At 70.9% G+C, this 21698-nt stretch carries 22 protein-coding genes and 1 pseudogene; 9 read left to right on the top strand and 14 right to left on the bottom strand.

Annotation, left to right across the window (positions count from 1 at the left end; translation table 11 throughout):
* Positions 1-10: 10 nt before the first annotated feature.
* From AB0M27_RS09895 to AB0M27_RS09830, 14 genes are all read right to left on the bottom strand, one after another.
* A complete protein-coding gene (locus AB0M27_RS09895) occupies positions 11-523 on the bottom strand; it encodes a hypothetical protein (protein WP_365719811.1) in 513 nt (170 codons plus the stop codon).
* On the bottom strand, positions 496-1770 hold the full coding sequence (locus AB0M27_RS09890; RefSeq protein ID WP_365719810.1) for an MlaD family protein: 1275 nt from the start codon (positions 1768-1770) through the stop codon (positions 496-498). Before AB0M27_RS09890 ends, AB0M27_RS09895 begins: the two co-directional genes overlap by 28 nt.
* Positions 1767-3050 (bottom strand): MCE family protein, encoded by a 1284-nt coding sequence (locus tag AB0M27_RS09885; protein WP_365719808.1) that lies wholly within the window; start codon positions 3048-3050, stop codon positions 1767-1769. The genes AB0M27_RS09890 and AB0M27_RS09885 overlap by 4 nt, the downstream gene beginning before the upstream one ends.
* A complete protein-coding gene (locus AB0M27_RS09880; protein WP_365719806.1) occupies positions 3047-4165 on the bottom strand; it encodes an MCE family protein in 1119 nt (372 codons plus the stop codon). The genes AB0M27_RS09885 and AB0M27_RS09880 overlap by 4 nt, the downstream gene beginning before the upstream one ends.
* The gene (locus AB0M27_RS09875) at positions 4162-5142 is read right to left on the bottom strand and encodes an MCE family protein (RefSeq protein ID WP_365720157.1); all 981 of its coding nucleotides are present in this window, start codon (positions 5140-5142) and stop codon (positions 4162-4164) included. The genes AB0M27_RS09880 and AB0M27_RS09875 overlap by 4 nt, the downstream gene beginning before the upstream one ends.
* 263 nt (positions 5143-5405) lie before the next feature.
* A complete protein-coding gene (locus tag AB0M27_RS09870) occupies positions 5406-6446 on the bottom strand; it encodes an MCE family protein (protein WP_365719804.1) in 1041 nt (346 codons plus the stop codon).
* Entirely contained in the window at positions 6443-7699 is a 1257-nt protein-coding gene (locus AB0M27_RS09865; RefSeq protein ID WP_365719802.1) for an MCE family protein, read from the bottom strand. The genes AB0M27_RS09870 and AB0M27_RS09865 overlap by 4 nt, the downstream gene beginning before the upstream one ends.
* A 4-nt stretch (positions 7700-7703) precedes the next feature.
* A complete protein-coding gene (locus AB0M27_RS09860; RefSeq protein ID WP_351806391.1) occupies positions 7704-8519 on the bottom strand; it encodes an ABC transporter permease in 816 nt (271 codons plus the stop codon).
* A gap of 3 nt (positions 8520-8522) precedes the next feature.
* Positions 8523-9293, bottom strand: coding sequence for an ABC transporter permease (locus AB0M27_RS09855; RefSeq protein ID WP_365719800.1), 771 nt, complete (start codon positions 9291-9293; stop codon positions 8523-8525).
* Complete coding sequence (locus AB0M27_RS09850) at positions 9290-10219, bottom strand: ABC transporter ATP-binding protein (RefSeq protein ID WP_365719798.1); 930 nt, start codon at positions 10217-10219, stop codon at positions 9290-9292. Before AB0M27_RS09850 ends, AB0M27_RS09855 begins: the two co-directional genes overlap by 4 nt.
* A gap of 108 nt (positions 10220-10327) precedes the next feature.
* Positions 10328-11386, bottom strand: coding sequence for a sigma-70 family RNA polymerase sigma factor (locus AB0M27_RS09845; protein ID WP_365719796.1), 1059 nt, complete (start codon positions 11384-11386; stop codon positions 10328-10330).
* Positions 11387-11439: 53 nt separating this feature from the next.
* The gene (locus AB0M27_RS09840) at positions 11440-12498 is read right to left on the bottom strand and encodes a lytic murein transglycosylase (RefSeq protein ID WP_365719794.1); all 1059 of its coding nucleotides are present in this window, start codon (positions 12496-12498) and stop codon (positions 11440-11442) included.
* Between the two features lie 824 nt (positions 12499-13322).
* Positions 13323-13499 carry a hypothetical protein gene (locus AB0M27_RS09835; protein ID WP_365719792.1) on the bottom strand — a complete coding sequence of 59 codons (177 nt, stop codon included), beginning with the start codon at positions 13497-13499 and terminating at the stop codon, positions 13323-13325.
* 53 nt (positions 13500-13552) lie between these two features.
* The gene (locus tag AB0M27_RS09830; protein ID WP_365719790.1) at positions 13553-13735 is read right to left on the bottom strand and encodes a hypothetical protein; all 183 of its coding nucleotides are present in this window, start codon (positions 13733-13735) and stop codon (positions 13553-13555) included.
* A 127-nt stretch (positions 13736-13862) separates the two neighbouring features.
* Here AB0M27_RS09830 and AB0M27_RS09825 point away from each other — a divergent pair, with 127 nt between their 5' ends.
* The 9 genes and pseudogenes from AB0M27_RS09825 (at position 13863) to AB0M27_RS09785 (ending at position 21676) form a co-directional block, all read left to right on the top strand.
* Positions 13863-14375: a hypothetical protein gene (locus AB0M27_RS09825; RefSeq protein WP_365719788.1), complete on the top strand. Its 513-nt coding sequence runs from the start codon at positions 13863-13865 to the stop codon at positions 14373-14375.
* Positions 14376-14757: 382 nt separating this feature from the next.
* Positions 14758-15006 carry a hypothetical protein gene (locus AB0M27_RS09820; RefSeq protein ID WP_365719786.1) on the top strand — a complete coding sequence of 83 codons (249 nt, stop codon included), beginning with the start codon at positions 14758-14760 and terminating at the stop codon, positions 15004-15006.
* Positions 15003-15371 (top strand): helix-turn-helix domain-containing protein, encoded by a 369-nt coding sequence (locus tag AB0M27_RS09815; protein ID WP_365719784.1) that lies wholly within the window; start codon positions 15003-15005, stop codon positions 15369-15371. Before AB0M27_RS09820 ends, AB0M27_RS09815 begins: the two co-directional genes overlap by 4 nt.
* A 127-nt stretch (positions 15372-15498) precedes the next feature.
* Positions 15499-16011, top strand: a complete 513-nt coding sequence (gene uraD / locus AB0M27_RS09810; protein ID WP_365719782.1) for a 2-oxo-4-hydroxy-4-carboxy-5-ureidoimidazoline decarboxylase — start codon at positions 15499-15501, stop codon at positions 16009-16011.
* Positions 16012-16015: 4 nt separating this feature from the next.
* Positions 16016-16429: a hydroxyisourate hydrolase gene (gene uraH / locus AB0M27_RS09805; RefSeq protein ID WP_365719780.1), complete on the top strand. Its 414-nt coding sequence runs from the start codon at positions 16016-16018 to the stop codon at positions 16427-16429.
* A gap of 5 nt (positions 16430-16434) precedes the next feature.
* Positions 16435-17358, top strand: a complete 924-nt coding sequence (gene pucL, locus AB0M27_RS09800) for a factor-independent urate hydroxylase (RefSeq protein ID WP_365719778.1) — start codon at positions 16435-16437, stop codon at positions 17356-17358.
* 199 nt (positions 17359-17557) lie between these two features.
* Positions 17558-18094, top strand: a pseudogene (locus AB0M27_RS09795) (solute carrier family 23 protein); the annotation flags it as partial.
* A 70-nt stretch (positions 18095-18164) separates the two neighbouring features.
* Positions 18165-19550 carry an 8-oxoguanine deaminase gene (locus tag AB0M27_RS09790; protein WP_365719776.1) on the top strand — a complete coding sequence of 462 codons (1386 nt, stop codon included), beginning with the start codon at positions 18165-18167 and terminating at the stop codon, positions 19548-19550.
* Between the two features lie 758 nt (positions 19551-20308).
* On the top strand, positions 20309-21676 hold the full coding sequence (locus AB0M27_RS09785; protein WP_365719774.1) for a nucleobase:cation symporter-2 family protein: 1368 nt from the start codon (positions 20309-20311) through the stop codon (positions 21674-21676).
* The last annotated feature ends 22 nt before the right edge of the window (positions 21677-21698 follow it).

Genomic DNA, 21698 nt, shown 5'->3' with positions numbered 1-21698 from the left:
GCCTCACCGGTCAGCCCACGAACGTGACGTCGGAGGTCAGCCAGCGGCCCTTGACCCGCACGAGGTCGAGCTGGAGCCGGTAGGTGCGCGCCTGGCCCGCGGGCGCGGCGGTGTTGGTCACCTTGCTGTCGGCCACGACCAGCACCCGGGCCGAGCGTGCGTCGGACCGCACGATGCCCGCTTCCAGGACCTGCCCCTCGGACACCGACTTGTTCTGCGCGACGAGCTTCGTCAACTGGGCGGTCTGCGCGGCGAACTGCTTCTTGAAGTCGCCGGTGGCGCCCTTCAGCACATTGCGGCTGTCCTGGTCGTAGTGCCGGTAGTCGAGCGAGGTGAAGTTCAGCGCGGACTGGCGGGCCGCCGCCAGGACGTCCTGGCGGCGCTGTTCCACCCCGCGCTGGTCGGCCAGCTTCAGGCCCAGCCAGACGGCCGGCACGGTCGTCAGCACGGTCGCCGCGACGAGGCCTGCCGACAGCAGCCTCACGCGGCCCCCTGTCATGCCATCGGTCCCACGAGCAGCCATTGCCACGACTCCTTTCCGAACACGGTCTGTTCGCCGCCCGTCGAGCCGATCTCGACGGGCGTTCCGTCCGGGCCGGTCACGGCGCCGGTCTCCGGGTCGTACGGGGCCACGAACGCGGCCTGGTCCGCGCCGGCCGCACCGGTCGTCGCGCCGGGGGCGTTCTGCGCACCGCGCACCGAGGTCTTGCTCCCGCGCGGGGCCGTGCAGCGGGCGTCGGTGTTCGCCGGGCGGGTGCCGGTGTCGGCCGGGTCGCGGCGCTGGGTGCCGTAGCCCTGGGTGCAGGCGGGCGGGTCGTCGGCGTTCACGGTCAGCCCGAAGTGGGTGGTGCCGTCGCCGGGGACGACCGTGTAGCTGCCGGCCACGGTGAGCGGGAGCGTGACCAGGGCCTGCTCGACTCCGGGCAGCCGGGCCACGGTGATCTGGCCGCCGCTGATGAGGTTGGCCAGCAGGACCGGCACGTGCGGCCGGGTGGACTTCAGCAGGGAGTCGAGTTCCTGTGTGGCGGGCACCGTATTGCCGATCAGCCGGCGCAGATCGCCGTCGCTCGACTTCAGCTGCTCGGTGAGCTTGGCCAGGTCACGGGAGAACGACTTGATGGCCGAGCCCTGGTCGGCCTGTGTCTTGAGCACCTTCCGCGAGTCCTCGATCAGCGAGACCGTCTGCGGGAGCGACGCGGACGCCGACTCCACCAGGGAGTTGCCGGAGTCGACCAGACGGCTCAGGTTCGGCCCGGTACCGGCGAACGCCTGGCCCAGCTCGTCGACGGTGACCCGCAGATCGTCCTTGCCGACCGAGTCGACCAGCCGGTCGAGGCTGAGGACCAGGTCGGTGACCGGCAGCGGGGTCCGGGTGCGGTTGCGTGGGATCGGGCTGCCGTCCATGAGGTACGGCCCGCCCGACCCGCGCGGCTGGAGGTCGACGTACTGCTCGCCCACCGCCGAACGGTCGGCGATCACCGCGAGCGTGTCGGCCGGGATCCTCGGGGCACCGTCCTCGATCTTCAGCGCCACCGAGACCCCGGACCCGGTCAGCCGCAGATCGCCCACGCGGCCCACCGGCACCCCGCGGTAGGTGACCTCCGCGCCGGGGAACACGCCCCCGGACTCGGCGAAGTCGGCGCGCACGGTGTATCCACGGTGCAGCACGTCGTCCACCAGGCCCGTGTACCGGGCGCCGACGTACGACACCCCGAGGGCGGTGACGGTCGCGAAGGCGAGCAGCTGGGCCCGGACCGTACGTGTGATCACGGCAGTATCCCCTTCAGCATTAGCTCGGCCAGGCCGAGGTCGATCCCGGGTGGGAGGCGACGCGAGCCGTCCCCGGTGTCGTAGGCCGCGCTGCACACCGGCGGACACAGCAGGGTGCTGCCGTCGGAGGGCTTCGAGGGCACAGCGGGTGCGGAGGGCACGGACGGGAGGGACGGAGCGGTCGGCAGGGACGGGAGGGACGGGAGAGGGGTGGGAGTGGGGACGCCGGGAAGACGCGGGGTCCCGGGGGCCGGGGATTTCCGGCTCTTGCCCGGCTTGTCCGTGAGGTTGCCGTAGATGCCCGCCAGGTCGAGGTCGGCGGTGATCTTCAGGTTGACGTAGTCGCCCTTGACCGCGTCCGTGGCGTTGCGCGGGAACGGATACGTGGTCAGCAGCTCGAGCGAGTTGGGCAGGTCGTCGCCCGCCTTGTTCAGCTCCTGCAGGATGGGCCGCAGACTTTTCAGGTTGGCGACGGTGTCGGCGTGGGAGGCGTTCACCACCTTGGTGCCGGTCGTGCCGAGCTCGGACAGGGCGGTGAGCATCTTCGTCAGGTCGCGGCGCTGGTCGGCGAGGGCCTTCAGGGCCGGCGGCATGGTGTCGACGGCCAGGGCGATCGTCTTCTTCTCCTTCTTCAGCCGCTTGGCGAGCCGGTCGACGCCCTTGAGCGCGCGCACGATCTCGCCCCGCTGGTCGTCGAGGCCGCCGAGGAAGGTGTCGAGCTGCTTCAGCAGCGACCTGACGCGGTCCTCGCGGCCGTTCAGTGCCTTGTTCAGCTCGACGGTGATCGTCTTCAGCTGGGCCACCCCGCCGCCGTTGAGCAGCGCAGACAAGGCGGACAGCACCTCCTCGACCTCCGCGTTGCGGCCGCTGCGGGAGAGCGGGATGCGGTCGCCGTCGCGGAGCCGTCCGACAGGTCGCGTGCCGGTCGGAGCGGACAGGGCCACGTACTTCTCGCCGAGCATGCTGGTCTGCCTCAGATCGGCGACCGCGTTGCCGGGCAGCTTCACCGAGTCGGCGATCCGCAGCCGCACGCGCGCGTGCCAGCCGTCCAGCTCCACCTTCTCGACCGTGCCCACGGTGACGTTGTTCACCTTCACCGCCGACTGCGGCACCAGGTCCAGTACGTCCCGGAACTCGACGGTGAGGTGGTAGGCGTGGCCGTCCGAGGCGGCGCCGCCGGGGAGCGGGACGTCGTACCAGCCGTTGAACTCGCAGCCGGTCAGCAGCAGTGAGCCGACCGCCGTCCAGGCGGCCACCCGCCCCAAGCGCTGCACGCTCATGCCCGTGCCCCCAGGATTCCGCCGAGGGTCTTGTCGACGGTGCCCGTCACCGCCGGGGCCGACGGCACCTCGGGCAGGGACTGGAAGAGTTTCTTCAGGTCCGTGCAGTCGGGGTTCTTGCCGCCTTCGTCCCCGGTGGTCCTCAGGATCGAGCAGAGCAGGGACGCGGGGTCCTGAGAGGTCTGGGCGTTGTTGCGGGTGTCGAGGGTGCCGGCCGCGGGGTTGTAGGCGTTCTGCAGGTTCGACAGGCCGGTGGGTGCGACGGTCAACAGCTCCTCCAGTGCGGCCCGTTGGGTGACGAGCACCTTGGTGACCTTGGCCAGGCCCCGCACGTCGGAGGTCAGCGCCTTCTTGTTGCCCTTCACGAAGCCGGAGACGTCGCCGAGCGCGGCGGCCAGGTACTTCAGCGCGGCCGCGAGATCCTTGCGCTCCCCGGCGAGCTGCCCGGCCACGTCGGCGAGGTCGGTGTTGAACGACCGCACGCTCGTGTCGTCCGCCGCGAGTGCGGCCGTGAACACCTGCAGGTTCCGCACGGTCCCGAACAGGTCGCCGCGTCCGTCGGACAGCGTGGTGACCGCCTGGGAGAGGTCCTCGACCGTCTGGTTCAGGTTCTTCCCCTGGCCCTGGAGGTTGTCAGCGCTCACCGCCAGCAGCCGCGACAGTGAGCCCTTCTTGTTGGCGCCGTTCGGGCCGAGCGCCTCGGCGGCCGTGTGCAGGCTGTCGAAGATCCGGTCCAGTTCGACGGGGACGGCTGTACGGGACTCGGGGATGACATCGCCGTCCCGCAGCTCGGGTCCCTTCCGGTACACCGGCAGCAGCTGCACGTAACGGTCGCTGACCACCGAGGAGTTGACGATGGCGGCCTGCGCGTTCGCGGGGACCTTGCGGCCCCGGTCGTACTCCAGCTCCACCCGTACCCGGCCGCCCTCCGGCGTGATCTTCCTGACCTCGCCGATGCGCACACCGAGGACGCGGACGTCCGAGCCGGGGTAGATGCCGACGGTGCGCGGGAAGTAGGCCGTGACCCGGACGGGGTCGGGGCCGGGCCACAGGAGGACGGCGAGGCCCGTGACGACCGCGAGCGCGGTGAACAGGGCGAGGAGTCTGCGGGTCATCGGGTGCCTCCCGTCCGCGGGGTGACCGGGGCGGCGACCAGGTTCTGCACGTAGGAGTCGAACCAGCGGCCGTTGCCGAGGGTGTTGGTGAAGAGCCGCACGTAGGGGGCGAGCAGCTGGACGCTGCGGTCGAGGCTCGCCTGGTTGCGTTCGAGCATCTTCACGAAGGTGTCGAGGTTCTTCAGGGCGGGCCCGATGTCCTTGCTGTTGTCGTCGACCAGGCCGGACAGCTCGATGCCCAGCAGGGCGGAGCTCTTGAGCAGGTCGTGGATCGCCGTGCGTCGCCGGCCGATCTCCTTGAAGAGCGCGTCGCCGTCCTTCACCAGTGCCGAGAAGTCCTTCGTGTGGCCGGCCAGCACCCTGGTGACTCCGTTCGCGTGGTCGAGGAGCCCGCGCAGCGCCTTGTCACGGGAGGCGACGGTCCGGGAGATCCGCGACAGTCCCTTGATGGACGCCCGCACCTCCGCGGGCGAGTCCTGGAAGGTGACGGAGATCGTGTCCAGCGCCTTGGCGAGCCGGTCCGTGTCGACCTCCTCGGTGGTGGTCGTGAGGTCGCTGAAGGCCTGGACGACGTCGTACGCCGACACCGTCCGCCCGATCGGGATCTCACTGCCCGGCTTCAACTGCCCGGGTCCCTTGGGGGAGAGGGCCAGGTACTTCGCTCCGAGGATCGTCTTGACCCGGATCGACGCGCCCGTGTCGGTGCCGAACGCCGGGTGGCCCTTCACCTTGAAGGTGACCTTGACGTGGCCGCCGTCCAGGCCGACGTCCTCGACCTTGCCGACCTTGACCCCGGCGATCCGCACCTCGTCGCCCGGCTTGAGCCCGCCGGCCTCCGAGAAGGCCGCGCTGTAGGTGTCGCCGCCGCCGATCAGCGGCAGGCTGTCGGCGTTGAAGGCGGCGACCGTGAGCAGCGCGAGGATGGTGAGACCGACGGCGCCGACGACGACCGGGTTCCGCTCGCGGAAGGGCTTCAGCCGAGGCCGCCTCAGCCGGATCCTGGGCAGTTTCGGTGGCAGGACGCGCACCTTCACCAGGGGCTGGGGGCGGGGCTTGCGCTTCGGCAGCCGGGGAAGGAGCCTCGGCAGTTTCGGCGGCAGGACGCGCACCTTCACCAGGGGCTGGGGGCGGGGCTTGCGCTTCGGCAGCCGGGGAAGGAGCCTCGGCAGTTTCGGCGGCAGGACCCGTACCTTCACCAGGGGTTCGGGGCGGCGGGCCGTGCGCCGCGGGACGCGCATGCTCATCCGCCGCACCTCGCCCGTGCCACGTGCAGGTCCGGGGTGATCACCTGCTTCGTCTTCGGCAGCACGATCCGGCCGTCGAAGTCGCAGAGGTAGAAGTTGAACCACGAGCCGTAGGACGCCGTCCCGGTCAGCTTGTTGAGCTTGTTCGGCAGCCGTTTCAGGACGCCCTCCACGGTGTTCTGGTTCTTGTTCAGCGTTCCGGTGAGATCGCCGAGACCGGCGATGTCGTCCTTCAGCGGCGGACGCGCGTCCTTCAGCAGCCCCGCCGTGGCGTCCGTGAGATCGCCGATGCTCACCAGGGACTCCCCGATGGGCTTGCGGTCGGCGGACAGTCCCGAGATCACCCGGCGCAGCTGCGTGAGCAGATCGGAGAAGCGTGAGCCGCGCTTGTCGAGGGTCTCCAGGACGGTGTTGAGGTTGTCGATCACCGAGCCGATCAGCTGGTCACGGTCGGCGAGGGTCGTGGTGAGCGAGGCCGTGTGCGCGAGCAGGCCGTTCACCGTGCCGCCCTCGCCCTGGAGGGTCCGGATGATCTCGGTGGCGAGTTGGTTGACGTCGCTCGGGCTGAGCGCCGCGAACAGCGGTTTGAAGCCGTTCAGCAGGGCGTTGAGGTCCAGCGCCGGCTGGGTCCGGGACAGCGGGATGGTGCCGCCGGGCCGCAGCCGCCTGCTGCCGTCGCCGGTACCCTCGGTCAGGGCGATGTACCGCTGCCCGACCAGGTTGCGGTAGCGGACGACCGCGTGGGTGCCGGCGAGCAACGGCCGGTCGGCGGTGACGGTGAACGTGACCTCGGCCAGGGTCCGGTCCTTGATCCGGATGCCCTCGACCTCCCCGACCCGCACTCCGGCCACCCGGATGTCGTCGCCGGTCTCCAGCCCGGTGACGTCGGAGAACACCGCGTGGTAGGTGTCCTTCGGGGTGAAGGAGACGTTGACGATGGTGGCGGCGAGCAGCGCCGTCGCCGCGATGGTGACCAGCGCGAAGAGGCTGAACTTGATCAGTGGGCCGGCGGTCTGCCGGGCTCCTGCCCTGCTCATGCGACGCTCACCGCCGTTCCGCGCGCGAGCGGCCCGAACAGCAGGGTCGCGACGGGCGGCACCTTGTCCGCGGGGACGCCCATGACGGGGGCCACGAGCGAGCCGACGGCCCGCTGCTCGGCCGCGGTGGCGGACACGTCGACACCTCCGGGGAGTGAGCCGTCCGAACTCCGGGCGGACGTACCGTCGTCGAGACGGGGCTTCGGCCCGGGCACCTGCGGGTGCGGCAGACCACGGCAGTTCGGGCCCGACCGCTCGCCGTACACCGGCTCCTCACCGGGCCGGTACGCCCCCTGTGGCCGGACGACCTCCAGGGTGATCCGCATCTCCCCGCCTCGGAACGCGTCCTCCGACGCCTTCTCCTGCCGGACCAGGCCCTGCAGCAGGCACGGGTACTCGGGGGAGTAGCGGGCGAAGAGTTCCAGCGTGGGCCGGGAGACCCGGCCCAGGGTGATCAGCCGGTCGCCGTTCTCGGACAGGAAGTCGTCCGCCGTGCCCGCCACGGCAGCGGTCGAGCGGAGGGCCGCGGCCAGCTGGTCCTTCTTCTCGACGATCGTCCGGCTGGTGGTGACCGTGTTGCGCAGGATCCGCATCAGGTCGGGTGCGGCGTCGCCGTAGACCTCGGCGACGTCGGCGAAACGCGAGATGTCCTCCTTGAGCGACGGCAGGTGCGGGTTGAGCCGGCGCAGATAGCCCTCGACCCGGGTGAGGTTGTCGCCGATCCGGTCGCCACGGCCCTCCAGCGCGGTGGCGAACGCCGAGAGGGTGGCGTTCAGTTCACCGGGCCGGACGGTCCGCAGCAGCGGCAGCAGGTCGTTCATCAGCTGCTGCACCTCGATGCCGACCTTGGTACGGTCCTGGGTGATGACGTCCCCGGCGCGGATGGGCCGAGCCGACGACTGCGCGGAGCGAGTCGGCGCCACGAGGTCGACGTACTTCTCGCCGAACAGTGTCTTGGGCAGCAGCCGCGCGTGCACGTCCGCGGGGATGTACGTGACGTACTGCGGCTTGAGCGCGATGTCGAGGGTCGCCTTCGTGCCGTCGGCGTGCACCTCGCGCACCTCGCCGACCAGTACCCCGCGCAGCTTGACGTCGGCGCGCGGATCGAGCTGGTTGCCGAGGCTGCCGGCCTCCAGGGTGATCGGTACGACGGACGTGAACGCCTGCTGGTAGACGGCCACCGCGAGCGACAGCAGCAACGCGAGGACGGCGAGGAACGCGATGCCGTACAGCCTGAGTCTCAGTGTTCTCACCGGTTCACCCCGCGATCCGTACGGTCGTGTTGGCGCCCCAGATCGCGAGGCTCAGGAAGAAGTCCAGGACGTTGATGGCGACGATGGACGTCCGCACCGCCCGGCCCACCGCGACGCCGACGCCCGCCGGGCCGCCGCTCGCGTGGTAGCCGTAGTAGCAGTGCACCAGGATGATCAGCACGGCGAAGACGATCACCTTGCCGAAGGACCACAGGACGTCCACCGGCGGCAGGTACTGATGGAAGTAGTGGTCGTACGTGCCGGTCGACTGCCCGTAGTAGCCGGTGGTGATGGTGCGGGCGGCGAGATACGAGGACAGCAGCCCGATCACGTACAGCGGGATCACCGCGACGAAGCCCGCGATCATCCGGGTCGTCACCAGGAACGGCACCGACGGGACGCCCATCACCTCCAGCGCGTCGGTCTCCTCGCTGATCCGCATCGCGCCGAGCTGCGCGGTGAACCCGGCGCCGACCGTCGCGGACAGGGCCAGTCCGGCCACCAGCGGGGCGATCTCCCGGGTGTTGAAGTACGCCGACAGGAACGCCACGAAGTTGGAGGTGCCGAGCTGGTTCAGGGCCGCGTAGCCCTGGAGGCCGACCTCGGTGCCGGTGAAGAAGGACAGGAAGGCGATCACGCCGACCGTGCCGCCGACGACGGCGAGCGCACCGCGCCCGAAGCTGACCTCGGCGAGCAGCCGCAGGATCTCCTTCTTGTAGCGGCGCAGGGTGCGGCCCGTCCACGCGAGCGAGCGCCCGTAGAAGGAGAGTTGGGTGCCCAGCTCTTCGAGTGAGCGCAAGGGGCGATCGAGAAGTCTCATCGGCTAACCCCTCTGCGGGACGACCTGGAAGTACACGGCGGTCATCACGAAGTTGGTCACGAACAGCAACATGAAGGTGATCACCACGGACTGGTTGACGGCATCGCCGACGCCCTTCGGCCCGCCCTTCGCGGTCAGTCCCTTGTAGGAGGCGACGATCGCGGCGATGGCCCCGAACACCAGCGCCTTGATCTCGGCCGCCCACAGGTCGGACAGCTGGGCGAGGGTCGTGAAGGACGCCAGGTAGGCGCCGGGGGTGCCGTGCTGGAGGATGACGTTGAAGAAATAGCCGCCCGCGACGCCGACCACCGAGACGAGGCCGTTGAGCAGGACGGCCACGACCATGGACGCCAGCACCCGCGGTACGACGAGCCGGTGGATCGGGTCGATCCCGAGCACCTGCATCGCGTCGATCTCGTCGCGGATCTTCCGCGCTCCGAGATCCGCGCAGATCGCCGTACCCCCCGCCCCCGCGATCAGCAGCGCGGTGACGATCGGCGAGGCCTCGCGCAGCACGGCGAGCACGGACGCGGCACCGGAGAACGACTGGGCGCCCAACTGCCGGGTCAGGCTGCCGATCTGCAGCGCGATGACCGCCCCGAAGGGGATCGAGACCAGAGCCGTCGGCAGGATCGTGACGCTCGCCACGAACCACGCCTGCTGGATGAACTCCCGTGCCTGGAAGGGCCGTCGGGGCAGGGCGCGGACGACGTCCAGCGCCATCGCGAACAGGTTGCCGGAGTGCCTGAGCGCACCGGTCGGGGAGAGGCTCATGTGCCCGCCACCCCCGTCCCGTGCAGCTCGGCCTCCCGGCTCGCGATCGCCTCCCAGCGGGGCGGGCGGGCGATGCCGGGGCTCGGCAGCAGGCGGGGAGTCAGGCCCTCGTCCGGTCCGCCCTCGTCCATCCGGGCCAGCTCCTGCTCGACCTGGGCCGCGTCCTTCTCCTCCGCCATGCCGATCGGCCCCTGCATCCGGCCGTTCAGGAACTGCCGTACCACGGGCTCGTCACTGGTCAGCAGCTGCTCGCGGGGCCCGAACATGACCAGCTCGCGCCGGAACAACAGCCCGATGTTGTCGGGGACCTGCCGGGCGGAGGCGATGTCGTGGGTGACGATCAGGAAGGTCGCGTCGGTCTGCGCGTTGAGGTCGACGATGAGCTGGTTGAGATAGGCCACGCGCACCGGGTCCAGACCCGAGTCCGGCTCGTCGAACAGGATGATCTCCGGGTCGAGGACCAGGGCGCGGGCGAGCCCGGCCCGCTTGCGCATACCGCCGGAGATCTCGCCGGGCAGCTTCCCCTCGGCGCCGATCAGCCCGACCATCTCCATCTTCCCGAGCACGATCCGCTTGATCTCGCTCTCGGACTTGCGGGTGTGCTCGCGCAGCGGGAAGGCGATGTTGTCGTAGAGGTTCATCGAGCCGAACAACGCGCCGTCCTGGAACAGCACACCGAACAGCTTCCGCACCTCGTACAGGTCGTGTTCGCGCAGGCGGGTGACGTCCCGGCCCGCGACCTTCACCGAGCCGCGCTCCGGCTTCAGCAGCCCGACGAGCGTCTTGAGGAACACCGACTTGCCCGTCCCGGACGGCCCGAGCATCACCGAGACCTCCCCGGCGGGGAGCGTCAGCGAGACGTCCTCCCAGATGACCTGGTGGCCGAAGGACTTGGTCAGCCCTTCCACACAGATCTCGACACCCATCCGGTTCCACCCTTCGCCCGTGCAGCAGCCGCGACATCTGCTCTACGGGGAGGGGCGGGGCGTCCGTCGCGGAGACCGCGAAGTTTTTTCGGACGCGGGTACGGGGCGCTACGGCAGCTTCGGCGACGGCGTGCCCGAGGGCGCCGGGGCGGGGACGGAGAGCCCAACGGACGGCAGGGCCGGGGCCGGGGGAGGCGACGGCGCCACCGCGGGGGCGGACTTCGCCGGCAGGTCCGGCACGGTGGGCAGGCCCGGCGCCTGCGGCACCCCGGGCACCTGCGGGAGCCGCGGTGCCGGCAGGTCCGGGAGCGGGGAGGAGGACACGTCCGGCAGGGACGGTACGGACACCGGCAGCGGCAGTGCCGTTCCCGCGGTGGGCGAGGGCGCCCGGCCGGGGACCCCGGACGCCGTGTCCGACGCGGTGCGCGTCTCCGGGGCGCGTCCCCGGCCCGTGGCCCCGGTCCGCAGGTGCTGCACGTCGCCGGACACGGCCGGCCGCGGCACCGGATCGCTCCCGTTTCCGCGCGCGTCGAGCGCGTACGGCAGCACGAATCCCGCCACCACCAGGGTCGCCGCCGTCGAGGTGACCGCGACCGCCTGGGCCTTGCCGCCCCCGCGCAACCGCCCGCGCCCGAACAGGAACAGGACGAGCCCGAGCGTGCCGGCCAGCGAGGCGCGCAGGGTCCGCCGGGCCCGGGCGAGCAGCGACTCGACAGTCCGGTAGCTGAGCCCCATCCGCACCGCGACCTGGCTCACGTCCAGGTCCTCGGACTTCAGCCGCAGCGCCTCCGCCTGCCGTGCGGGCAGCTCCCCGCTGCGCACGGCGAGCCACTTCGCCTCGGCCCGGTCGCACACCACCTCCTCGACCGGCACCGGGCCCGGCGCGACGAGCGTGGGGCGGCTGCCCACCTCGGCCTCGCGGTGGACCTGCCGGTACCGGTCGACGCACAACCGCATGGTCACCGTCGTCAGCCAGGCGCCGAGCCGCTCGTCGTCGAGGTCCGGGCGCTCCGCGGCCCGCAGCATCGCCTCGTGCACGGCGTCCTCGGCGTCCTCGAGGCTCATCGAGCGGCGCCGGGCCACCTTGAGCAACTGCTCGCGGTGGCTCCACATGCGCTGCCAGCGCTCGTCGGCGGCCGGTGTGTCCGCAGGCATGTCCGTCGCCATGAGGGCCCCTTCGCGCTCACTCGCCGGTCCGGTGCTCCCGGCGAGTGGCGACATTACCGCCGGGTATCCGCGGTTGTGGAGGGGGAGGCGCCCATCGTGTTCCAGCCGTTGCCGGTGGTCAGCGGACCCGCGTCGGGCAGCACGCCGCCGGGCAGGGTGAGCGTCGGCCCGGGGATGGGGGCCTGCGGCGTCTCGGCCCCCCCGGGGGCGTCGGCCGTAGGGGACGGGGCCGGGGAGGGCGAGGCAGGGGGTGCCGACGGCGTGCGCGAGGGGCCCGGGCGGCCCGGCTTCCGCTCGTCCGACGGCTTCGGCGAGGGCTTCCGGGCCTTCGGGCGGGACGGCTTCGGACGGTCACCGGACCCGGCGGGCGCGTCCGGCACCACCCGGTGTCCCGTCAGGAAGTACGCGTACCAGGCCTTGACCGTGCGCAGATAGGCGTCCGAGTGGTTGTAGCCGAGGATCGCCCGGTCCAGGTCGGCGGGGTTCGACAGGTCCCGGCCGCCCGCGCACAGGTAGCGGCCGGCGGCGAGCGCCGCGTCGTACACGTTGTCCGGGTCCGCGCGCCCGTCGCCGTTGCCGTCCGCGCCCCAGCGGGCCCAGGTCGACGGGATGAACTGCATCGGGCCGACCGCGCGGTCGTACACCGCGTCCCCGTCGTACGCGCCGCCGTCGGTGTCCGGAACGGCGGCGAAGGCGCCACCGGTCAGCCGGGGACCGAGGACGGGCGTCACGGTCGTACCGTCCGGGGTCACCCGGCCGCCCCGCGCCTGCCCGGACTCCACCTGGCCGATCGCGGCCAGCAACTGCCAGCGCAGCCGGCAGCCGGGCGCGGTGCGCGCCAGCTCCTCCTCGGCACGCCGGTACGCGGCGAACACGGTCGCGGGCAGGGCGCCGCCCGCCACGGCCCGTGCCGGGGCCCGCTCACGGGTGCGCAGTGGGGGCAGATCGGTGCGGTAGGGCGTGTCACCGGACACGCTGGGTCCCTGCTCGGCGGCGGCTACCGCCTGCCGCGCGGGCTCCGTGGCCCGCGCCGACACCGCCCCCGGTGCCTGCGACGCGGTCAGCGCGGCCATCGCCGCCGCCGCGATCGCCGTACCCCTGGCACCCTTCAACGCTCCTTTGAGCTCGCGCGCTGTCACTGCTCAGTCCCCTCCCCGGATGGATCCGTCGTCCGCTCTACGCGGCCGGACGGCCCGTCCGTCGCACGGAGCGGGAGGAGTGGGGGGAGCGGGGGAGGGCGGGAGGACTCGGAAGGACCGCCGGAGGATCGACGCCGCGCGCTGGCTGGGTTGAGCCCGTGCGGTTGAGAGTGGAGTCCTGCGGCACGGCTCTGACCTGCGTGAACGCGCGCTTGTCCGTGGCTGACCTGCGGAAACGCCCCTCACCGGTTCTCGCTGTGTCGGGGCGTTTTCCAAGGATGTGTGTCGGACCCGGCTGGACCTGTACCTGCACCGCCTGCAACGGCCCGAGTGTCGTCGGGCCGTTCGAGTACTGGCCGCACCCGGTGTGATCACTTCGTCGGCGGCCAGAGCTGTCGGGAGGTCTACTACGACGTCGCCGATCTCGACCGTCGACTCCAGCAGCGGTTGCCGCGAGCCATGTTGGGCTGGTGGCCCGACCGGGAGTACTCGTGGATCAAAAGGGCCACTGCGCGTCCGTACGAGCCTCCTGCCATGCCACGGTGCTTTGCTCCAGGGAGGCATCGGAGACCCACACGCCCCTTGGCCTGGCTCAGCCCAGTTCGCCCTTTTTGACACCATGGTCACCATGCGAGGCACCCGAGTGTCCTGACCAGCAGTCCAGCGGGTTCGCTGCGTCAGCCTGCCTGTGGTCTGTTCAGCGCGGGATCGGGGTGCTGACGGCGACGCTCCTCGTCTCCTCGCGTTCGGTCAGAGCGGGGAAGAGGGGGACGGGGCCGTGGCGGTGGAGTTCGTGCTCATGTGAAAGCGTTCTCGCGGGAAGGCCGGTCTGTGGGACTCGGGGCCGTGAGGCAGCTGCGGGCGGCGAGGCGGAAGGCGGTGAGGAGTCGGCGGCGCTCGCCTGCGCGGGTGGCGAGGACGACATGGCCGGGCTCGACCCCTTCCAGGGGGACGGCGGCCAGATCGGGGCCCATGTGTACGGCGGTCGACCCGGCGGGCGCGATGGAGACGCATTGGCCGCCGGCGATCAGCTCCAGGCGGGGTCCGGCAGGCGGGGTGTGCGCTCGTCGGCGATGTCGTCGAGGGTGACGTACTCCTTGCCCGCCAGGCGGTGGTCGGTGGGACCAGCGGCATGCGGGGCTCGTCGTAGAGGATCGTCACGTGCAACTGGTCGGTGGGGGAGCGGCATCCGCGCGATGACCGCGTCCACCCAGTGCTCCAGGAGGGCCCTGCGGTTACTCCGATCGGGTGGCCCGGACTTGCCGGCGCGGAGGGCGCATGGTGTCGGGTGAGAGCCCCCTCCTGAGTGGTTCGGTCGCTCCGAGCGGATCGCCGGCGTGTTGCTCTCCTCGACCTGTGGACGGACGGTCCGCCGTGGGAACCGGCCGGCTTCCGCGCTCGGCCGCTTCCTGCAGGGGCTGCGCGCCGTCTCGGAACGGATCACCGTTCAGGGGCGGTTCGCTCTCGTGGTGTGCTACACCCTGTGGCTCGGCACCGCCTCAAGGGCCGTGGCCGGCGCCTACTGGCGCCCGTGGACCCGGCACAACGAGACGCACGGGCTCGGGACGATGGCCCGAACTCGCGTCCACATCCTGGTCGGCGCCCGTGACCGCATCACGCCCGTGGGCGCGGCCCGGGACCTCGCGGCCCACATCCCTGGTGCCAGCCTCTACATCGCGCGAGGCGGGGGATACAGCCTGCCGGAGCAGTACCCGGGTCAGGTGGTCAGCCGTCTCCGGTACCTCCTCGCGAGCATGGTGCCGGGGCGGGCGGCGGACCAGCGCCGAGCAAGACCACGTGGTTCCTGGACCGGAGGGAATCCGCCGGACCTTGAAGATCGACCGTCCTGACATCGTGGCTCGGCCGGCTGGTACGACGAGCCGCGGCGGTGAGGCGGCGCTGCAGTTCCAGGGTGAACAGCAGGTTCCCAGCCATGACTGCCTGTAGGCTCGCGCCGGGGCGGGCTCGAAGGAGCGGTCCGGTCGAAGACGATCTGCTATCGGGCCCTGGTGCTGTACGGGCGGCTCGGTCACGTACAGGGTGCAGGGATGCCCTGGTCGGCTAGGGTCGCCTCGTGGCGGATGCACCGGTTCCGTCGCGTGAAATTGATTGGCCTGCGGTACATCGCGGCTGTCGAGCACCCGGTCGCTGTGTCCTCGTTGTGCCCTGATGTGCCCTCTCGATGGGTCATTGGGATAAAAATGCAGGTCAGAGGGATTTTTTGGGGGCGCAGTGCGATTGAGAGTGGAGTTCACGACCGAGCCCTTCGACCTGGACGAGGCGCCCGCGCACGCGCTGGCGGCCCGCGAGGTGATCGAGGCGGCGGAGCTGGACGCGGTGGACGTCGGTCCCTTCGGCAACACGGCGGAGGGCGGCGCCGACGCGGTGCTGACCGCCGTGGAGTCGCTGCTGCGCAAGTCCCTGGAAGCCGGTGCCACGCGGATCTCGCTGCAGGTCAACGTGATCGGAGCGGGCGAATGACCGGCACCGGTGACGAGCCCTTCATCGCGGCCGTGAAACCGCTGGTCGACGCCATGGGCGGGGAGATGATCCCGCCCGACGAGGCCGGCCCCGAGGACGTCGTCCTCGCCTGGGAGGGCCAGGACGTCGTCGCCGTACGCCTGCCCCAGCTCGCCGACTCCCTCGACCACATCCTGGCCGCCATGGAGCGCAGACAGGGCCGGCCGCTGGCCGACCTGGACCGCAAGGCGAAACAGGAGGTCGTACGGATACTGGAGGCACGCGGCGCCTTCGCCGTGCGGCACGGAGTGGAAACCGTGGCGAGCGCGCTCGGGGTCAGCCGCTTCACGGTCTACAACTACCTCAACCGGGAGAAGGGTGTCTGAGCCGGCGCCACGGGTTCCGTAGCGCTGCGGCCGAATTTTCAACAAAGTGTTGACGTCGTGTTTCGGAGGGCGTTAGCTGTTCGCAGCCCGTTCAGCACGAAGGCCCATCGCGGCCGCGGAGGCTCCCGTGACTTCGACTTCCACGCCCCCGGGCCTGGCCCGGTTCAACGATCTGGAGGAGCGCGCGGCCCTCGCCGCCCTCCACGAGGCGTGTGCCTCCACCGAGTGGGTCCGGCGACTGCTCGCCGCCCGCCCCTACGCCACCGCCGACGCGCTCTACGCCGCCAGCGACGCCGCCATGGCCGAGCTCGGCACCGCGGACCTGGAGGAGGCGATGGCCGGGCACCCGCCGATCGGGCGCCCCAAGCCCCGGGACCCGGCCTCCGCCCGCGAACAGCGCGGCATGGCCGGCGCGTCCGAGGACCTCAAGGCCGAGATGCTCGAACTCAACCTGGCCTACCAGGAGAAGTTCGGCCATGTGTTCCTGATCTGCGCGAGCGGCCGCACCGGTGAGCAGATGCGCGACGCGGTCAAGGAGCGGATCGGCAACGCGCCGGAGCGGGAGCGGGAGATCGTCCGCACCGAGCTGGGCAAGATCAACCGCATCCGACTGGCCCGACTCGTCGAAGAGGACGCCTGACACCATGAGCACCAGCACCACCGCCTCCGTGTCCACCCACATCCTGGACACCTCGGTCGGCCGCCCCGCCGAGGGCGTCGCCGTCCAGCTCTCCGCCCGCGCCGGGCGGTCCGCCCATTACGGGCAAGGAGGGGACTGGCAGGCGCTCGGCGGCAGCGCGACCGATGCCGACGGCCGGTGCAAGGACCTGCCGGCCCTGCCGGAGGGGACCACACACGTACGGCTCGACTTCGCGGTGGAGCCGTATTTCGAGAAGAAGCAAGCCGATGCGCAGCAGGACGCCCCCGCGAATCGGGACAGCGGACCGGCCGTGTTCTTCCCGGAGGTGGCGATCACTTTCGCCGTCGTACCGGGCGAGCACTACCACGTACCGCTGCTGCTCAACCCGTTCGGCTACTCCGTTTACCGAGGGAGCTAGCAGAAATGCCCACGATCCTGGGACAGAACCAGTACGGCAAGGCCGAGAACCGAGTCGTAAAGATCACGCGGGACGGCGCCACCCACCACATCAAGGACCTCAACGTCTCCGTCGCCCTGAGCGGCGACATGGACGAGGTCCACTACTCCGGCTCCAACGCCAACGTCCTGCCGACCGACACCACCAAGAACACGGTGTTCGCGTTCGCCAAGGAGTACGGAATCGAGTCCGCCGAGCAGTTCGGCATCCACCTCGCCCGCCACTTCGTCACCTCGCAGGAGCCGATCCACCGCGCCCGGATCCGCATCGAGGAGTACGCCTGGGAGCGGATCGAGACCTCCGACGCCAATTCCAAGTTCATCGGGGCGGACGAGGTCAAGCACTCGTTCGTGAAGAAGGGCCAGGAGACCCGGCTGACGCAGATCACCTATGACGGCTCGTCATGGGAGGTCGTCTCGGGCCTCAAGGACCTGACGGTGATGAACTCGACCAACTCCGAGTTCTGGGGCTACGTCAAGGACAAGTACACCACCCTGCAGGAGGCGTACGACCGGATCCTGGCGACCTCGGTCTCCGGCCGCTGGCGGTTCAACTGGACCGACGACGAGCAGAAGATGCCCAACTGGGAGAAGTCCTACGAGCAGGTGAAGAAGCACATGCTCCAGGCCTTCGCCGAGACCTACTCCCTCTCCCTGCAGCAGACGCTGTACCAGATGGGTGCGCGCATCATCAACAACCGCAGCGAGATCGACGAGGTCCGCTTCTCGCTGCCGAACAAGCACCACTTCCTGGTCGACCTGGAGCCCTTCGGGCTCAAGAACGACAACGAGGTCTACTTCGCCGCCGACCGGCCCTACGGCCTGATCGAGGCGACCATCCTCCGGGACGGCTGCGAGCCGAAGATCCCGGTCGACATGACCAACCTCTGACGCGGGACGCGTGTCCCCGGAGCCGCGCACCGGGCCGAGGACACGCCACACCGGAGGGAACACCATGGCACAGCCTGCGAAGGGGTCGGCCCACGCCCCCTGTTCCACCCCGCCGGTGCACACCGAGGACGCCGTCACGTCCGTGCACCCGGTGGACGAGAAGCTCCACCCGACGCGGCTCGTCCCCGCCGCGCTCCAGATCTGCGAGCGCCGCACCGGCGCGAGGACCATCACCCGGGGCCTGCGCACCGACGGCATCGCCACCCTGCTCGGCCCGGTCATCGGCGGCTTCCCCACCTCCGCCTTCGCCCAGAACGTCGGCGTCGTCCCGCTCACCCGGGTGCGCAGCCGCTGCGTAGTCGCCGTCGCCGGCGGCGCCCTGCTGGTCCTCGGCGTCTTCCCGGTGCTCGGCGCGGTCGTCTCCCTGGTTCCCATGACGGTGCTCGGCGGCGCGGGCATCGTGCTCTTCGGCTCCATCGCTGTCAGCGGCATCCGTACGCTGTCCGGGGCGGGCCTGGACGACAGCTCCAACATCATCCTGGTCGCCGTGGCGCTCGGCGCCGGCATCATCCCGCTGGCCGCGCCGCCCTTCTGCGCCGATTTCCCGGCCTGGGCGCAGACCGTGCTCGGCTCGGGCGTCAGCGTGGGCGCGCTCGCCGCCGTTCTGCTCAACCTGTTCTTCCACCACCTCGGCACCCGGTGCGGGCAACCCGCCCCGGCACTCAAATCCTCCTAGGGTCCTGCCGTGCCCTCCTTCGTGGACGAGACCCCGTCCACGGACCGCCACTGAAAGACAAGGAAGCGCCATGGCACCTTCGGCAGCCCAGCGCATCGTCATCGAGAACTGTGCGATCGCGACCGTGGACGCGGGCGACACCGAGTACGCCTCCGGACACCTGGTCCTCGCCGGCAACCGCATCGAGTCCGTCGGCGCGGGCCAGGCCCCCGACGGCCTGGAGAACGTGGTGCGCCGGATCGACGGACGCGGCCATCTGGCCACGCCCGGCCTGGTCAACGCCCACCACCACTTCTACCAGTGGATCACCCGCGGCCTCGCCACCGACCACAACCTGTTCAACTGGCTCGTCGCGCTCTACCCCACCTGGGCGCGCATCGACGAGCAGATGACGTACGCGGCCGCACAGGGATCCCTCGCCACGATGGCCCGCGGCGGTGTCACCACCGCCATGGACCACCACTACGTCTTCCCGCACGGCACCGGCGACCTGTCCGGCTCGATCATCCGGGCCGCCGCCGAGATGGGCGTGCGGTTCACGCTGGCCCGCGGCTCGATGGACCGCAGCGTGAAGGACGGCGGCCTGCCGCCGGACTTCGCCGTGGAGACGCTGGAGGGTGCGCTCGCGGCGACCGAGGAGACGGTGAGGATGCACCACGACGCCTCCTTCGACGCCATGACCCAGGTGGCCGTGGCCCCCTGCTCCCCGTTCTCGGTGTCGACCGAACTACTCAAGCAGGGCGCCGAGTTGGCCCGCCGACTGGGCGTGCGGCTGCACACCCACGGCTCGGAGACCGTGGAGGAGGAGAAGTTCTGCCACGAGCTGTTCGGCATGGGTCCGACCGACTACTTCGAGTCCACGGGCTGGCTCGGCGAGGACGTGTGGATGGCGCACTGCGTCCACATGAACGACTCCGACATCGCCGCCTTCGCGCGGACCAAGACCGGTGTCGCCCACTGCCCGTCCTCCAACGCCCGCCTCGCGGCCGGCATCGCCCGCGTCCCCGACATGCTGGCCTCCGGTGTCCCGGTCGGCCTCGGCGTCGACGGCACCGCTTCCAACGAGTCCGGCGAACTCCACACCGAGCTGCGCAACGCCCTGCTGATCAACCGGCTCGGCGCGCACCGCGAGGCCGCGCTGAACGCCCGCCAGGCGCTCCGGCTCGGCACCTACGGCGGCGCGCAGGTCCTCGGCCGGGCCGACCAGATCGGCTCGCTGGAGCCCGGCAAGCTGGCCGACGTCGTGCTGTGGAAGATGGACACCCTCGCCCACGCCTCCATCGCCGACCCGGTGACCGCGCTGGTCTTCGGTGCGGCGGCCCCGGTCACCGCGTCCTTCGTCAACGGCGAGCAGATCGTCGCGGACGGCCGCCTGACGACCGTCGACGAGGACGCCATCGCCCGCTCCACCCGCGAGGAGGCCCAGCGCCTCGCCCGGATCAGCGCCCAGGCCTGATCCCCACCCACACGCCGGTGGGCCGGCCGCGCCAACGCCCGGCCCACCCGACACCTTCGGCGAACCCGCCCGCAGCGGGGTCCGCCGAACCCCTGGGCGACCGCCCCCAGCGGCCCGCCGACAAACCTGGCGGTCGCCCCGTAGGGGCGGTTCACCCAAGGCCTCGGAAAGCGGCCCCGCGGCCGGTTTGCCGACAGCCCCGGCGGCTGACCCGCAAGGGCCCGTCGCCGGAGCACCAGGCGGGCCGGACCATGCGGCCGGCCTGCCGGACAACACGGCGGTCGTCTCTCGTGGGTGGCCTGCCGGACGACTTGGCGGTCGTCTCTCGCGGCGGGCCTGCCGGACGCCTTGGCGGTCGCCCCTCGTGGGTGGCCCGCCAGAACACTTGGCGGTCGCCCCGTACGGGTGTTGGCCACAGGTCTCGGCAGGTCGGGCCATGCGGCCGGTCTGCCGGAGGACTTGGCAGGTTGCCCTGTACGGGCGGCGTGCCGGAAGACGCGGCGGTCGGCCCCTGTGGCCGGCTCGCCGGAACGCTCCGGTCGGGAGGGACGGCTCCCGACCGGGGTCCGTGGACCCGAGCGGGGCCCACGGCAGCCGTCTCCGGGGCGCGTGTGGAAGCACGCGCCCCGGAACGGTCACCGCTCGAACCGCTCAAGCGCCACCCCGTCCCGGTCCCGCACGACCACACGCACCACCTCCATGAAACCCACGTCGACCCTGCGTCGACGGCGACGTGTTACCCGACCGGAGGAGCCGCCGTGGCCGCCCACCCTGTTGACGAGAAACTCCCCGCCCTCAAAATGGCGACCAGCGGCCTGCAGCATGTGGCCGCCATGTACGCGGGAGTCGTCGCCCCACCCCTGATCGTCGGCGCGGCCGTAGGCCTGTCCGGCAAAGACCTCACCTTCCTCACCGGAGCCTGTCTGTTCACCGCCGGGCTCGCCACCTTCCTGCAGACCCTCGGGTTCTGGAAGATCGGCGCCCGCCTGCCCTTCGTCAACGGCGTGACCTTCGCCGGCGTCGCCCCCATGACGGCGATCGTGGCGTCCGCGAAGGACAAGTCCGACGCCCTGCCGATGATCTTCGGCGCGGTCATCGTCGCCGGTCTCCTCGGCTTCGTCGCCGCGCCCTTCTTCAGCAAGGCCGTCCGCTTCTTCCCGCCCGTCGTCACCGGCTCGGTCATCACCCTGATCGGCGTCTCCCTGCTCCCGGTCGCGTTCAACTGGGCCCAGGGACCGAACCCCGCCGCGCACGACTACGGCTCGACGGCCAACCTCACCCTGGCCGGCATCACCCTCCTCATCGTGCTGCTGCTGCGCCGCTTCACCCGCGGCTTCGTCAAGCAGGTCGCGGTCCTGCTCGGCCTGATCATCGGGACGCTCATCGCGATACCCTTCGGCGTCACCGACTTCAGCCCCGTCGCACACTCCGCCGTCGTGGGCTTCCCGACCCCGTTCCACTTCGGCACCCCGACCTTCCACATCGCGGCGATCCTGTCGATGTGCGTGGTGATGGTCGTCTCCATGACGGAGTCCACCGCCGACATGCTGGCGCTCGGCGAGATCGTCGAACGCCCCGCGGACGAGAAGACCATCGCGGCCGGCCTGCGCGCCGACACCCTCGGCTCCGCCATCAGCCCGCTGTTCAACGGCTTCATGTGCAGCGCCTTCGCCCAGAACATCGGCCTCGTCGCGATGACCAGGATCCGCAGCCGCTTCGTCGTCGCCGTCGGCGGCGGCTTCCTCGTCCTGATGGGCCTGTGCCCGATGGCCGCCTCCCTCATCGCGGTCGTGCCCCGCCCGGTCCTCGGCGGCGCCGGCATCGTCCTGTTCGGCTCCGTCGCCGCGAGCGGCATCCAGACCCTGGTCCGGGCCGGCCTGGAGAAGGACAACAACGTCCTGATCGTCGCCGTCTCCCTCGCGGTCGGCATCGTCCCGATCACCGCGCCGGACTTCTACCACGCCTTCCCCGAGACCGCGAGGATCGTCCTGGACTCCGGCATCTCCACCGGCTGTGTGACGGCCGTCGTCCTCAACCTCCTCTTCAACCACATCGGCAAGGGCAAGGAGGCCGAGGACGTCACGCACCCGATGGAGGCGGGACAGGAACTCACACCCACCCACTGAACTCCCCTGTGGGGCACGGCGA

This window comes from Streptomyces sp. NPDC052107 (genome assembly GCF_040680215.1).
GTDB lineage: Bacteria > Actinomycetota > Actinomycetes > Streptomycetales > Streptomycetaceae > Streptomyces.
Note: the sequence above shows the minus strand (reverse complement) of the source record. Positions and strands in the feature narration are given on the sequence as shown.

Excerpts from the sequence above, each read along its gene's own strand:
- AB0M27_RS09895 (WP_365719811.1), bottom strand. The coding sequence starts at position 523 with ATGGCTGCTCGTGGGACCGATGGCATGACAGGGGGCCGCGTGAGGCTG.
- AB0M27_RS09885 (WP_365719808.1), bottom strand. The coding sequence starts at position 3,050 with ATGAGCGTGCAGCGCTTGGGGCGGGTGGCCGCCTGGACGGCGGTCGGC.
- AB0M27_RS09880 (WP_365719806.1), bottom strand. The coding sequence starts at position 4,165 with ATGACCCGCAGACTCCTCGCCCTGTTCACCGCGCTCGCGGTCGTCACG.
- AB0M27_RS09870 (WP_365719804.1), bottom strand. The coding sequence starts at position 6,446 with ATGAGCAGGGCAGGAGCCCGGCAGACCGCCGGCCCACTGATCAAGTTC.
- AB0M27_RS09860 (WP_351806391.1), bottom strand. The coding sequence starts at position 8,519 with ATGAGACTTCTCGATCGCCCCTTGCGCTCACTCGAAGAGCTGGGCACC.
- AB0M27_RS09855 (WP_365719800.1), bottom strand. The coding sequence starts at position 9,293 with ATGAGCCTCTCCCCGACCGGTGCGCTCAGGCACTCCGGCAACCTGTTC.
- AB0M27_RS09850 (WP_365719798.1), bottom strand. The coding sequence starts at position 10,219 with ATGGGTGTCGAGATCTGTGTGGAAGGGCTGACCAAGTCCTTCGGCCAC.
- AB0M27_RS09845 (WP_365719796.1), bottom strand. The coding sequence starts at position 11,386 with ATGGCGACGGACATGCCTGCGGACACACCGGCCGCCGACGAGCGCTGG.
- AB0M27_RS09835 (WP_365719792.1), bottom strand. The coding sequence starts at position 13,499 with ATGGGCCCCGATCTGGCCGCCGTCCCCCTGGAAGGGGTCGAGCCCGGC.
- AB0M27_RS09815 (WP_365719784.1), top strand. The coding sequence starts at position 15,003 with ATGACCGGCACCGGTGACGAGCCCTTCATCGCGGCCGTGAAACCGCTG.
- uraH (WP_365719780.1), top strand. The coding sequence starts at position 16,016 with ATGAGCACCAGCACCACCGCCTCCGTGTCCACCCACATCCTGGACACC.
- pucL (WP_365719778.1), top strand. The coding sequence starts at position 16,435 with ATGCCCACGATCCTGGGACAGAACCAGTACGGCAAGGCCGAGAACCGA.
- AB0M27_RS09790 (WP_365719776.1), top strand. The coding sequence starts at position 18,165 with ATGGCACCTTCGGCAGCCCAGCGCATCGTCATCGAGAACTGTGCGATC.